Annotated in this window: 7 protein-coding genes; 2 read left to right on the top strand and 5 right to left on the bottom strand. The window is 62.0% G+C overall.

The genetic code is table 11. From position 1 onward, the window contains the following. Window positions 1–288: 288 nt before the first annotated feature. The gene (locus U5A82_RS16130) at window positions 289–1,548 is read left to right on the top strand and encodes a GGDEF domain-containing protein (protein WP_326291851.1); all 1,260 of its coding nucleotides are present in this window, start codon (window positions 289–291) and stop codon (window positions 1,546–1,548) included. 396 nt (window positions 1,549–1,944) lie between these two features. Here U5A82_RS16130 and U5A82_RS16125 read toward each other — a convergent pair whose 3' ends face one another. Continuing rightward, window positions 1,945–2,862 (bottom strand): MBL fold metallo-hydrolase, encoded by a 918-nt coding sequence (locus U5A82_RS16125; protein WP_326291850.1) that lies wholly within the window; start codon window positions 2,860–2,862, stop codon window positions 1,945–1,947. 406 nt (window positions 2,863–3,268) lie between these two features. Here U5A82_RS16125 and U5A82_RS16120 point away from each other — a divergent pair, with 406 nt between their 5' ends. Next, window positions 3,269–6,181 carry a TonB-dependent receptor domain-containing protein gene (locus tag U5A82_RS16120; RefSeq protein ID WP_326291849.1) on the top strand — a complete coding sequence of 971 codons (2,913 nt, stop codon included), beginning with the start codon at window positions 3,269–3,271 and terminating at the stop codon, window positions 6,179–6,181. A gap of 155 nt (window positions 6,182–6,336) precedes the next feature. On the opposite strand, the gene U5A82_RS16115 is transcribed toward U5A82_RS16120, so the two are convergent. Genes U5A82_RS16115 through U5A82_RS16100 form a run of 4 tightly spaced genes read right to left on the bottom strand, consistent with a single transcriptional unit; the run spans window position 6,337 to window position 13,118 of the window. Then, window positions 6,337–9,447, bottom strand: a complete 3,111-nt coding sequence (locus U5A82_RS16115; protein WP_326291848.1) for a glycoside hydrolase family 2 TIM barrel-domain containing protein — start codon at window positions 9,445–9,447, stop codon at window positions 6,337–6,339. Window positions 9,448–9,466: 19 nt separating this feature from the next. Beyond that, on the bottom strand, window positions 9,467–10,975 hold the full coding sequence (locus U5A82_RS16110) for a glycoside hydrolase family 27 protein (RefSeq protein WP_326291847.1): 1,509 nt from the start codon (window positions 10,973–10,975) through the stop codon (window positions 9,467–9,469). 51 nt (window positions 10,976–11,026) lie between these two features. Next, a complete protein-coding gene (locus U5A82_RS16105; RefSeq protein ID WP_326291846.1) occupies window positions 11,027–12,442 on the bottom strand; it encodes an amino acid permease in 1,416 nt (471 codons plus the stop codon). A gap of 19 nt (window positions 12,443–12,461) precedes the next feature. Next, complete coding sequence (locus tag U5A82_RS16100) at window positions 12,462–13,118, bottom strand: GntR family transcriptional regulator (RefSeq protein ID WP_326291845.1); 657 nt, start codon at window positions 13,116–13,118, stop codon at window positions 12,462–12,464. Window positions 13,119–13,288: the final 170 nt, after the last annotated feature.

Here is a 13,288-nt window from a genome sequence, read left to right as displayed (position 1 = left end):
CAACGCGTGAACGACCGATTGCGTCAGCTCCCGACATAGCGGCTATCATATGGCAGGCGGCGGCTTTCGCCCGATTGTTGCCGCCTGCCGCCGCTGTTCCGATTTGGATGCTTTTTTTTATACCGTTAGGCGATCCGCGCGGACAAACTCCGGCGTCTCTGAATAAACATCCTAGATCGTACGGTAAATGGCTTTGATGACGGGAAGAGGGGAGTCCAAAGATCGCGCCGATGCGCTTACTTTCCGAGAAGGTAAGGGTTTCTAAGTATTTACTGATAAGATGCAGCCATGCGGGAATTCGGTAGTCAAATTGACCTGACGACGATGCTGTTCGTCAACGCGTTCACGTCACTCGTTTCGGCGTGTCTGTTCCTGGGCTTTTGGCGAGCTACAGATTATGTGAAGCGACCGGCCAGTCTTTTGCTCTGGAGTTTGGCCAACATACTGATGACGAGTGGCTTCGTTGCACTCATGCTGAGCGCGTTCAACATCATGGTGCCGCGGATTCAGTTGATCGCCAATCTCACGATCGACGTTGGCATGGCGGTCGCGTTGGTTGCAACCAACTTGTTCCTCAACCGTCCGAGTAGGGACAACTGGCCGATTGGGTTCGCCGTGCTACTGGCGCTGGTGGAGGTTGCTTACGCACTGTCGCTGCCGAAACCCGACTTCGGCGTGATGTTGCTGTTCGGCTGCGCTCTTCGAGGCTTGCTGACTATCGCCACCGGTGTGGCGCTCTGGCGCCATGCTGACCTGCCACATCGTCCGCCAGCTAGGTTGGCGGCCGTCCTTCATTTCGCCTGGGCAGGCATTATGGGGCTGCGCAGTTTGGCAGTATTGGCGGGTGCTGAAAGCACATTGGCATTCGAAATCAGCACAGTCGTGGGACTGGTGGCACGGCTGCTTTTGACATGGATGATCGCCGTCTGCCTCCTGTGGATGATCGCGCGGCAGTTGGACGAGCGACTGGTCTGGCAGGCGACACGCGATGCGCTTACTGGCTTGTCCAATCGTCGCGTTATGTGGGAGGCCGGTGCAAAGCGGATCGAATCCCTGGCACAAGAGAGCGCTGATCTGGCACTCATCCTGCTCGACATCGACAATTTCAAGCGATTGAACGATCGGTGGGGACATCTCGCAGGCGATGCGGTGCTTGTCGCGGTGGCAACCCGGATCGCCGAAACGGTGCGTTCGACCGACCTCGTCGCCCGGGTGGGCGGTGAGGAGTTCATGATCTTGCTGGCGCCCGGCCCCGAAGCCATCGAGGCGGAGATCGCAGAACGAATCCGAGTTTCGATCGAGACCATGTCTGTATTCCTGAGCGATGGTACAGAGCTCCGCTGCACAGCCAGTCTGGGGCATAGTCGGGCTGCACGGCAAGGCGCGACTTGGGAGGCGCTGATCACCCAAGCCGATATGGCGCTTTATGCCGCTAAACATGGCGGTCGCAATCGTGTCGTTGATCATACACTGCTTGTTGGGCGCTCGCATGACGGTGGTATCGCCGCCAACGTGGCTTGCACCGGCATGCTTTATCCCGCGGGCTGAGGGACATTCGCTCTTTCGGGACGTAATGGGGAAATCGGTCCCGCAATTCGGCGGAACGCGAGCAGTGAACGTCCTATTCCCGAAGCTGTTCTTGATTGAGTTTCGGACCCCCGACCTCATGGGGAAATGGGCAAGTTTCGGGTGTCGGCAATCACATGAATCTCAGGCAGTCGCAGCGCAATTCCGCCGAAAATCCGGCGTGCACGGAATTGCGCGCCCCTGTGATCCCTTGGCATGTCCAAAAATCACTGTCGGATCGAGGAAGTGTCCGACAATGCCAGTCGAGGGGTTTTCCGTCATGGCTCTCGGCAGGAGTGAACGGCCAGTCGGCCATCGGCCAAGGATCCTCGCAAATTCAACGTGGTTTCTGGCTGCCTTGGACCCTCCAATGGCAAATCAGTTGGCAGGGTCTTCCGTCGGCCATTTCATCTCGCCCTTGATCACCTTGGCGCTGGTCGTCAGGGAATCCTCGCCGGCGAGGCCGGGATAGCGCCGCTTCATCGCAGCGATCAGTGCGCCTGAATCGGTCGCTTTGGCAGCCTCCACCTCGAAGGCGTCGAGATAGTCCCGGGTGAATTTCACCGCCGCCAGCGTGAAGGGCTGGCTGCCATCGCGATTGACCGAATAATGGCCTGGAACCACCATCAGGGGCTTGAGCGCGGTGATCGCGTCGAGCGTCTTTTTCCAGTCCGCACGGGATTGCGACGTTTGGGTATCCGCGATCCAGACATGCTCGTTGGCGACAACGGGAATGCCGCCGATCACCGCTCTGTTCGACGGCACCCAAAGAAATGTGCGGTCTGGGGTCGGGCCGTCGAGCCCGACGATATTCAGCGCCTTGCCGTCTACGGTCAGCATATTCCCCGTGAGAGGCTCCGGGACGATGACGGATGTGGGCGCATTGTCCTTGAGGATCGGTCCCCAAAAGGCAAGCTTGCCATCCTTGCTTGCCCGTATTGCGGCCACCGTTTGCGGCGTGGCGACAATCTTCGCGTCGGGGAAGGCGGCGTGGATCGTCTCGAGCCCGAAATAATAGTCGGGATCGCTGTGGCTGATATAGACCGTCTTCAAGGTCTTGCCGGTCGCCTTGATCTGCGCGACCAGCGCCCTGGCGTCCGTAGCGGAGAACTGGGCGTCGACCAGCATCACCTCATGCGGGCCGGAGACGATCTCCGAGGAAACGGCGAAGACGCCTTTCTCTCCCGGATTATAAACGGAAATGGCGAGGGCGTCCTTGCTCTTGGCAAATGCCGGGGCCGCGCCTGCGATCATGGCAGCAAGCGCCATGCCGGCAACAAGCGATTTGGATGTCATGCGTATCTCCTGTTGGAACGACACATGTCTGCTGTGCGCGCGCCTGGCAACCCGGTGTGCCGCCAAATAGGTTTCAGGTCGCGGCCGGAAGGATCGCCCACGCGCTTTTGCCAGCCCAGAGTCACAGTGTTCTTGTCCCTTCTCGCCGAGCTTATGCCTCAGGGTCCGCAACCGAACGGCTCGTGCGCGAGCAGAAGGCGTTCTTGCCTTTACAGTGATCTTCTGTCGAAGCGTAACAGATGGAACGACGAGGCCGCCTCCGACAACTGCCGTTTCGCGCAGGTGGCGTAGCGCCGTATATCTATCGCAATGGTCGTCTTGCATAATATATTTCGTATACCATATTTGACTTTCCGGCGAATTTGCCGCAGCGTCTTTCCTGCAAAAAACGCCAGGGAGACAATCAATGCGGAATTACCGTGTAAGACTATGTTGTGCTGCGGCGGCGACCGCCGTTCTGCCTGGGATTGCCCTGGCGCAGATCGCGCAGGAACCCGCAGCGTCCGGTGCATCGGACATCGTCGTGACCGGTACGCGCATCAAGCGCCCCGATCTGCAGAGCAACAGTCCTCAGACCGTCGTGGGCGCGGAAGAATTTCGCTACCAGGGGGCAACCACGGTGGAAGGCGTATTGAACCGCCTGCCGCAATTCACCGCCGATGCGAACGAGAATGTCTCGAATGGTTCGGACGGTACCTCCAAGGTCAATCTACGCAATCTGGGGGACAACCGCGTGCTTGTGCTGGTCAATGGCCAGCGCATGCTGCCCCAGCAGGCGATCAACCTCAATTTCGTGCCCAGCAGCCTGGTCGAGCGTGTCGATGTGCTGACTGGCGGCGCGTCGGCGGTCTACGGTTCGGACGCGCTGTCGGGCGTCGTCAATTTCGTGCTGAAGGATGATCTGGACGGCATCCGGATCGACGCCCAGACCGGCTTCTATCAGCATGACAACAACAATGGCGCGGTACGCAGCCTGCTCGACGACAAGGGCTATCGCAAGGCCAACGGTTCGGTCATGGACGGCGGCAAGCAGGACATCACCGTGTCTGCGGGCAAGAATTTCGCCGATGGTCGCGGCAACATCACCGCTTATGCCGGCTATCGCCATCATGATCCGGTGCGTCAGTCGAACCGCGACGTATCTTCCTGCGCGCTGCAACAGGCTGACGATGCCGGCACAGCCCTGTTCTGCGGCGGGTCGAGCAATACGCCCTTTGGCACATTCGTCCCGCTGGAGGGCGCTGCGCAGGGCCAGACGCTAACCAACAACAAGGATGGCAGCCAGACCTTCGTACCCTACGACAACAGCTATGCCTATAATTACGCGCCGGACAATTATTTCCAGCGGTCGGACGAACGCATCACCGCAGGCGCTTTCGCCAAGTTCGAACTGAGCAAGGCGGCCGAAGTCTATGGCAGTTTTATGTTCATGCGTGATCATACCTTCTCGCAGGTCGCGCCCTCGGCGATCTTCCTGGGCTCGCCCTTCGCTATTTCGTGCAACAATCCGCTGGCCAGCGCCAGCCAGCTCAACACCCTGTGCGGGGCCAAGGCGGGCACCAGCCAGACCGCCGATGCGCTGGTCGGCTACCGCATGACCCTCGCCCCACGCCGTGATGACCTTAGATATAACGACTATCGCTATACCGCCGGCGTGCGCGGCGATCTGGGCAGTGGCTTTAGCTATGATGTGAACTATCTCTATTCGCTGGTTCGCTTCAAGGAACGCTATCTCAACAATGTCGATGCGGTAAAGGCGCAACGCGCGCTCGACGTCGTGCCCGTCAACGGCGTTCCCACCTGTCGTTCGGTCATCGACGGCACCGACCCCAATTGTATCCCGGTCAATGTCTTCGCGGCTGGCGGCGTCACCGCAGAACAGGGCAACTATCTCTTCACCCCCAGCAACACCTCGTCCCGCAATTCGCAGCGGGTCTTTTCCGGCACGCTGAGCGGCGATCTGGGCCAGATGGGCATCACCAGTCCCTGGGCCAGCCGGGGCGTGGGCATTGCGCTGGGTGCGGAACATCGCCGCGAGACGCTGAACTATTTCGCCGACGAGATCGCGCAGCAGGGCGGCGCCACCAATGCGGATGGCGTCATCAGCGTGACCGAAGGCTATGGCGAAATCGAAATTCCGCTGATTTCGGACATGCCCTTCGTCCGGTCGCTGACAATCAATGGTGGTTTGCGTTATTCGTCATACAAGAATCAGCAGAAGTCGACCGGTTTCAAGTCCAATTTCAATGTCTGGACATACAAGGGCGAACTTAGCTGGCAACCGGTCGACGACCTTCGCCTGCGTGCCAGCTACAACCATGCAATCCGTGCGCCCAATATCGGTGAACTCTTCGCGTCGCAGTCGGTCGGCAATGTCGCCGGGCAAGACCCTTGTTCCGGTCCGGACCCTGTCGCGTCCGAAGCGACCTGCGCGCTCACCGGCGTTACCGCCGCGCAATATGGCAATATCGTGGAATGCCCGGCGGACACCTGTTCTGCACTGGGCGGCGGCAATCGTGGACTGAAGCCGGAAACGGCCGATACGATCACCGCGGGTTTCGTGCTGACGCCGCGCTCGCTGCGCAACTTCTCGCTGTCTGTCGATTATTACAAGATCAAGGTGCAGGACTATATCGGTGCGCTCGACGCCTCGTTGATCATCAGCCAGTGCGCCCAGACCGGCGATCCCTATTATTGCGGCCTGTTCAATCGTGATCCACGGTCGGGCGCTATCTTCGGTCAGAACGGCTATATCGTATCGACGACGCTCAACACCGGATATCTCAAGACGTCCGGCATCGACGTGACCGCCGACTATACGTTCGGCATCGGCAAGCTGGGCCAATTCAACATCAATGCAGTCGGCACCTGGCTGGCCAAGCAGGTATCGCAACCGTTGCCGGGCCAGGGAAGCTATGACTGCAAGGGCCTGTTCGGCTATACCTGTGGTCAACCATCACCCGAATGGCGCCATGTGGCCCGTTTCACCTGGATGGCGCCCAGCGATACCGTCCTCTCGCTGTCCTGGCGTCACATCGGCGGCACGACATTGTCCAGCCTGTCGGACAATGCCGCGCTCAACGGTACGCCCAGCGTCATCAACCGCAAGATCAACGACTATAATTATTTCGACCTGTCGCTCACCCAGTCGATCGGCAAGCAGCTGACGTTGCGCGCTGGCATGAACAATATGTTCGACAAGGATCCGCCAGCGATCGCGGCCGGCATCCTGTCGTCCTTCGGCAACGGCAACACCTATCCAGGCGTCTATGACGCGCTGGGTCGCAACATCTTCATCGGCGCGACGGTGAATTTCTAAAGCGATTTCTCATCAGATGGAATCATCTGATGACTTGGAAATCGGGTAAAACCAATACAGGCTGGCCGGGGGTAAAACCCGGCCACTTTAGACGCAAAAAGACCCGCCTGCATGACTGCGCAGGCGGGTCTTTCCGTGCGCGTCACCGTTGATCGTCAGTGGGGCGCGTCGATCGTGAAGCTGTAGGTCAGTGACTTGAGCGGAATGCGGAACGGCATGTGCGCCCGCCCGTCGAGATTCCATCCGGTGTCGCCGCCCACGCCCGCCTGCGCCGCGTCGATCAGCAGCGTGCCGTGATCATGCGGGCGGATGTCCGAACTATGCGCCCGTCCCGGCGGCTGCATCGCCAGATCGGCATAGGGAAAGGCCAGCGCGTTGACCGACAGCGGCTGCGCGCCGGTGATGCGCAGGCCCGTGCCGCCCCCGGTCAGCGCGATCCAGCGCACGTCGCTCTTGTTCCCGGATTCCTGCGGCCGGGCATAGTCGTGATATTGCTCCGCAACGGTGCCGCTCCATCGGGCGACCAACCCGCTGGTCTTGCGATCCGCGTAGCTTTCGTGCGGACCACGACCATACCAGTCGACCCTGTTCAATGTCGACGGCGTGTCGAAGGCGAGGCCCACCCGCAATGGATCGGGTAGCGTATCGCGGATCGGATCGAAGCGCATCGTCACGCCGACCCGGCCGTCGGCGGCCATGGTCCAGCGGGTTTCGGTCTTGACCGATCCGACACCCATATCATGCCGCACGACGATCGCATTGCCCATTTGCGCGACCGATTCCACACGGCGATGCGCGGAAAAATATTGCCACATGGCGTGGCTCTTGGGAACTCCCGCGCCGATGTCGTTATCGGTCGGTGCGCGCCAGAAATGGGGGGCGCCGCCGCTCAGCAACAGTGTCCCGCCGCGCGCATAGCGCCGCACGAGTCCCGTTGCGCGGTCGATTTCCAGCATCGCGTTCCCGGCCGACAGGCGCAGCGTATCGGCATCCTCGACCGGCGCGACATTGCCGGTGGGCGGCGCGGGCAGGGCGGGGGCGTTCAACGCGAACTGCTCCCAGCCCACGACATGGCCGACCGGCAGCATCGGCACGGCGCCTGCTTTCGTCCGGGCGCGCAGCACCAATATCCGCTCTGCGGTCGCATTCTTCGGCGCGGGCAGGGTCAGGGGCAGCGGCGCACTGAAGCCCGCCGCGACCGCCGGCATGGGCAGGCCGCCGCGCGCGATCGTTACGCCATCTTCCAGCACCGTCCAGTCCAGCGTGAAGCGTGACAGGTCGATATGGTCGTGGCGATTGACGATGCGATAACCGCTGCCATCCACCAGGAAAGCGATCGGCGCCTGCACCTTAGCCAGTTCGAAATATTCGGGGTCGGGCGTCCGGTCGGACTGGATCACGCCATCGCCGACCGGGCTGTCGTCGCCATGCACGCCGGGCGCTTCGGGATCGGGATCATAATCCAGCCCCTGCCCCCAAAAGGGCCGTCCCTCCTTGTCCTTCAGCAACATCGTCTGGTCGACCCAGTCCCACACGAAGCCGCCCTGCAACTTGGGATGCGCGCGCATCGCCTGCCAGTATCCCTCCAGATCGCCCAGGCTGTTGCCCATCGCATGGGCATATTCGCACAGGATCAACGGCTGTTTGAAGGCCGGATCGCGCGCATAATCGATCATCTTGGGCACATCGTCATACATGGGCGCGAAGATGTCGACATAGGGGTTCACCGGATGCCGCCAGTTGCTCATGCTCCAGCCCAGGAAGCTGACCAGCCTGGTCGGATCGTTGGCCTTCACCCATTTGGCCGCCGCCTCGAAACTCGTGCCGATCCCCGTCTCGTTGCCCAGCGACCAGAAGATGATAGACGGATGGTTGCGATCCCGCTGCACCATGCGCTGCACCCGGTCCAGATGCGCGGCCCGCCATGTGGGGTCGTTGCCCAGCAGCATCGACGGATCGTCGTCATGCTGCTGCGACAGGCCCAGATAGCCGTGGCTTTCGATATTGGCTTCATCCATGATGTAGAGGCCATATTCGTCGGCCAGGTCATACCAGCGCGGATCGTTGGGATAATGGGACGTGCGCACCGCGTTGACGTTCGCGGCCTTCATCAACTCGATATCCCTGCGCATCGTCGCTTCGGACAGGATGCGGAACGTCTTGGGATCATGTTCGTGCCGGTTGACGCCGCGGATCGTGATCCGTCGGCCATTCACCCGCACCTCGCCGTTGGCAATCTCAACCGTGCGGAACCCGATGCGCCGACTTGTCGCCTCGACCAGTCGACCTTTCTGGTCCAGCAGTTCGACAAGCAGCGTGTAGAGGTTGGGCGTTTCCGCGGTCCAGGCCTTCACGCCGGGCAGGCCGACGTCCAGTTTTATAGAACCGCTGCCGGCTGCCTCGCGCACCAGCAGGCTTCGTCCGCCATCCAGCAGCGTGGCGCGCACGCGCATCTCGGCGGGTGCGTCGCCGATCGCGACCGTTAGCCCCAGCCGCCCGTCACGATAGTCATGCTCCAGCCCCGCATCGACGGTCAGGTCGGTGATATGGGTGTGCGGCGCGGCATAGAGGCTGATGCTCCGCTCGATACCGTTGACCCGCCAGAAGTCCTGATCCTCCAGATAGCTGCCGTCCGCGAAGCGATAGAGTTCGATCGCCACGATATTGCGACCGGGCTTCGCATGACGGCTGATGTCGAACTCGGTCGGCAGTTTGCTGTCCTCGGAATAGCCGACCCGCTCGCCATTGACCCACAGATAATAGGCCGCCCCAGCCGCCCCCACCGTGAGGAGCAGGCGTCGTCCGGCAAAATGCGCCGGGATCGTCAACTCGCGTCGGTAGGAACCGACTTCGTTGAGGCTATGCTCGATCTTCGGCTGGTTGCGCGGAAAGGGATAGCCGCTGCCGACGAAGACCGGCCGGCCATGCCCTTCCGCCTGCCATATCCCCGGCACCTTGATCGTACCCCATTCGCCGGCGTCGAAACCGGGGCGGTAAAAATCGACAGGTCGGCTCTCTGGATTGGGCGAGAGGTGGAACTGCCAGTCCCCGTCGAGTGAGAGATGATAGCGCGACCGCGCCACATCGCGTGAAAGGGCGCCCGCACGCGTCTCGAACCCGTCGAACGTCGTATGCATCGGCTCGGCGCCCTGCCGGATAACGTCCGGCTGCTCCCATTCGGGCGGGCTGGTCTGGGACGCGGCGGGGGAGAGAAGAAGGCCGGCGATCAGCGCGCCGGTCGCGCTGGAGTGCATCCAAATGCGCATGATACTCCCCCTTTGCCTGTTACCGGCCCTTCACCACGACCATCACCGCGCCGTGCGCCGACACATCATAGCTGCCGGGCAGAGCCGCCGCCGTAGCGCCCGACCATTGATCCTCGACCTGCGCGATCGCGGAAAGCCCGGCATCTGCTGCCGTCAGCGCCATCGTGGCGCCTTCCGTACCGCGGTTGAACAGGGCCAGCGCGACCCGTCCGTCGGCCAGCGGCTTGGCCCAGATTTCCAGAGCGCCCTGCTTACGCACGGCCTTGCCCTGTACGCCGCGCGCATCCTGGTCGATCGCGATGATGCGGCGGTTGGTCAGCATCGCCAGCGTCGCCGCATCCGTCTCACGCAGGTCATGCCCCATCATCAGCGGCGCGGCGGACATGGCCCACAGCGTCATATGGGTGCGATATGCGTCGGCGCTCATCCCGCCATTGCCGATTTCCAGCATGTCAGGGTCGTTCCAGCCATGCGGACCGGCATGGGCCGCGTTGCCATTTTTGTCGAAGCCGATCTTGGCCATCGTCTCATGATCGTCGGTGATGTCGCCGGTCGTGCGCCACAATTGCCCGCCCACGTCCCGGCCCCAGCTGCCGACATCGAACCGGCCATATTCGCACAGCGAAAAGATCATCTCCCGCCCGGTCGCCTGCAAGGCCGCGCCCATTTCATGGTAACTGCGCTCGACCGTATCGGCATCGGCATAGAACCATTCGCCCGAACAGAGGTCATATTTCAGATAGTCGAAGCCCCAGTCGGCGAAGCGCTTCGCATCCTGCGCGACATGGCCATAGCTGCCCTCATAACCCGCGCAGGTGCGCGGCCCCTGAGAGCTATAGATGCCGATCTTCAGTCCCTTGGCATGAACGTAATCGGTCAGCGCCTTCATGTCGGGAAACTTCGCATTGGGTTGCAGCACGCCTGTCGCGTCGCGTGTCCCCTGCCAGCCATCGTCGATGTTGATATAGGTGTAGCCCGCGTCACGCAGGCCGGTCGATACCATGGCATCGGCCATGGCGCGCACGGTCTTGTCGTCGATATGCTCGGCGAACTTGTTCCAGCTGCTCCAGCCCATCGGCGGCGTCGCGGCCAGTTTGCTGGGGATGGGCTGGCCCAACGGCGGCAAGGCGGCGAAGCGGAAAGCGCGGACCTTGGCGTCCTTGGCTGTGCCGCGATAGCCGTCGATCGCGATCTTGCTCTCCCAGATCTGGCCTTCCAGATGCGGCTGCCCATCCTTCAGGACGACGCTCCAGTTGCGGGTCGGATGATCGCGATCGTTGATGTTGCGCGCCTCGAACAGCAGCTTGCCGTCCTCGATGCGCGGGTTGAGCATCTCGACCGGGCCATACCATAGCGTGGTGACGCGCCCTTCGATCTTCGCGCCCTTGCTCTTGACCTCCATCATGGTGACGCCCGGCGTGGGCGGCGTCTTGTCGAACAGCCAGACGCCGTCGAAAGCCGTCCTGGCGGCGGCAGGCATAGTCAGGCTGGCGGTGGCAAGAAGGGCGGCAAAAAGGGCGCGTGTCATCGCGATCTCCTTGGGATCAAGTTGAAACGAAGAGGGAAGGCTGCGCCGCCGTCAGGCGTCGGCAGCCTCTTGCCGGGCGGTGCTGCGGCTGCGGCTGTAGAATATGTAGAACAGCAGTCCGATCACATTCCACGCGCCAAAGCGGATCAGCGTGGATTCCGGCAGGCTGAACAGCAGATAGGCGCAGCCCAGGATCGTCAGCGTGCCCACTATATAGGGTTGCGGACAGCGGAACAGGCGCGGCAGTTCCGGTGAGCGACGGCGCAGGATCATCAGGCAGGCGCCCACCGCCATGAAGGCGATCAGCGTCCCAGCATTGGCCAACTCGGCAATCTCGTCCAGGCGGAATATGCCCGCGACCAGCGCGATCGACACGCCGGTGATCAGCGTGATGCGGGTCGGTGCGCCGGTACGCGGGCTGACCTTGGCCAGACTGCGCGGCAGCAGGCCGTCGCGCGCCATGACGAAGAAGACGCGGCTCTGGCCATACATCATCACCAATATGACGGAGGGCAATGCGATGACGGCGGCCAGCGCGATCAGATGTGCGGCGACCGGCTGGCCCAGCTGGCGCAGCACCAGCGCCAGCGGTTCGGGTGAATTGGCGAGTTGTTGAAAGGGCACTGCACCGATAGCGGCAATGGCTACGCCCATATAGATGACAGTGCAGACGAGCATCGACCCGATGATGCCGATGGTCAGGTCACGGCCCGGGTTCTTCGCTTCTTCCGCCGATGTGGCGACCGCGTCGAAGCCGTAAAAGGCGAAGAAGACGATCGCCGCCGCCGCCATCACGCCGCGCTTCTCGCCGCCGATTTCGGTGCTGGTAAAGCCATAGGGCATGAACGGATCAAGGTTGGTCGACTGAAAGGCGGGCATCGCGATCGCTACGAAGATAGACAGCGCAACCAGCTTGATGATGACCAGGATGATGTTGAGCGTCGCGCTTTCGCGTGTACCCGCGATCAGCATCCCCATCACGGCCAGCGCCACCATCACGGCGGGCAGGTTGATGAGGCCGCCGCCATGCGGCCCGACCAGCAGCATCGCGGGCAGATGGATGCCCGCCGATGTCAGCCAGCCGACCAGATAACCCGACCAGCCGACCGCGACGGTCGAGCAGGCGAGCGAATATTCCAGAATCAGGCTCCATCCCACGACCCAAGCGACGGTTTCGCCCATGGCGGCATAGCTGAATGTGTAGGCGCTGCCCGCCGCCGGGATCAGGGTCGCCATTTCGGCATAGGCCAGTGCCGCGCAGGCGCAGACCGCGCCGGCAATGGCGAAGGCCAGGATGACGGCGGGACCGGCGCGCTCGGCACCCACGCCGGTCAGCGTATAGATGCCAGTGCCCACGATCGCGCCTACGCCCAGTGCAATGAGGTGCGGCCAGCTTAACGTCTTGGCCAGACTATGCCCGGACTCGCGCCTTGCGAGTGACTCGATGGATTTGCGTGGTCCGAGCATGAAGTCCCCTTTTATACGATCATTGCGTGTGACTGGCGGCGAGTTGCGCGCGCAGGTCGTCCAGTGTGCTGGAAATATGGCTGGTCAGCAGCGCCTGCACTTCGTCGGCATTGCCGGCGAGCCAGGCGTCGAGCAGCGCCTGATGCTCCAGATGGGCGCGGTCGCCACGGCCGGCCGGCGCCAGATGCGCCAGCACATAACGTTCCGCCAGAACCTCGAGCCTTTCGACGAGTTGCGTCGTCAACAGTCGCCCGCCCGGACGCACCAGCGCAACATGGAATTCCCGATTGCGCACGGCGACGGCGTTCAGATCGTCATTAGCGGCCGCATCGAGCAACTTGAAGGCGTCGAGCGCGGCCTGCCGGTCGGCCTCGTTGGTGCGAGTGCAGGAAAAAGCGGCGGCGACCGGCTCGGTCGCCAGGCGCAGCAGGTAGATTTCCTCGGCTTGGTCGGCCGACATCGGTCGGACGAACCAGCCGCGATTGGCCTGGCTGGTGAGCAGCCCCTCATGCTCCAGCCGCGCCAGCGCCTCGCGCAGGGGGATTTTGCTGACCCCCAGTTCGGCCGCCAGCGCATCCTGCCGGACCGGTTCGCGGTCGGGCAGCTTTCCCTCCACGATTCGCTCGCGGATAACTTCGAAAATACGTTCGGAAAGAGTGCGGACGACGATGGTCACCTGTCAGTCTCCATATAAGGCGCTGCGACGCGGGATGGAGGCGTCACGATTGAACCGTATATGGTAGATAATGGCCTATTGCACTGCAAAAGCGTTTTTGTTGTAGGCTCGTCCAACATTGCTGTCATGCCCGCGCGCGGCGGCGGTGGGACCGCTGACTGGCGATGGAA

Origin of the sequence: Sphingobium sp. CR2-8 (genome assembly GCF_035818615.1) — a bacterium.
GTDB lineage: Bacteria > Pseudomonadota > Alphaproteobacteria > Sphingomonadales > Sphingomonadaceae > Sphingobium.
Note: the sequence above shows the minus strand (reverse complement) of the source record. Positions and strands in the feature narration are given on the sequence as shown.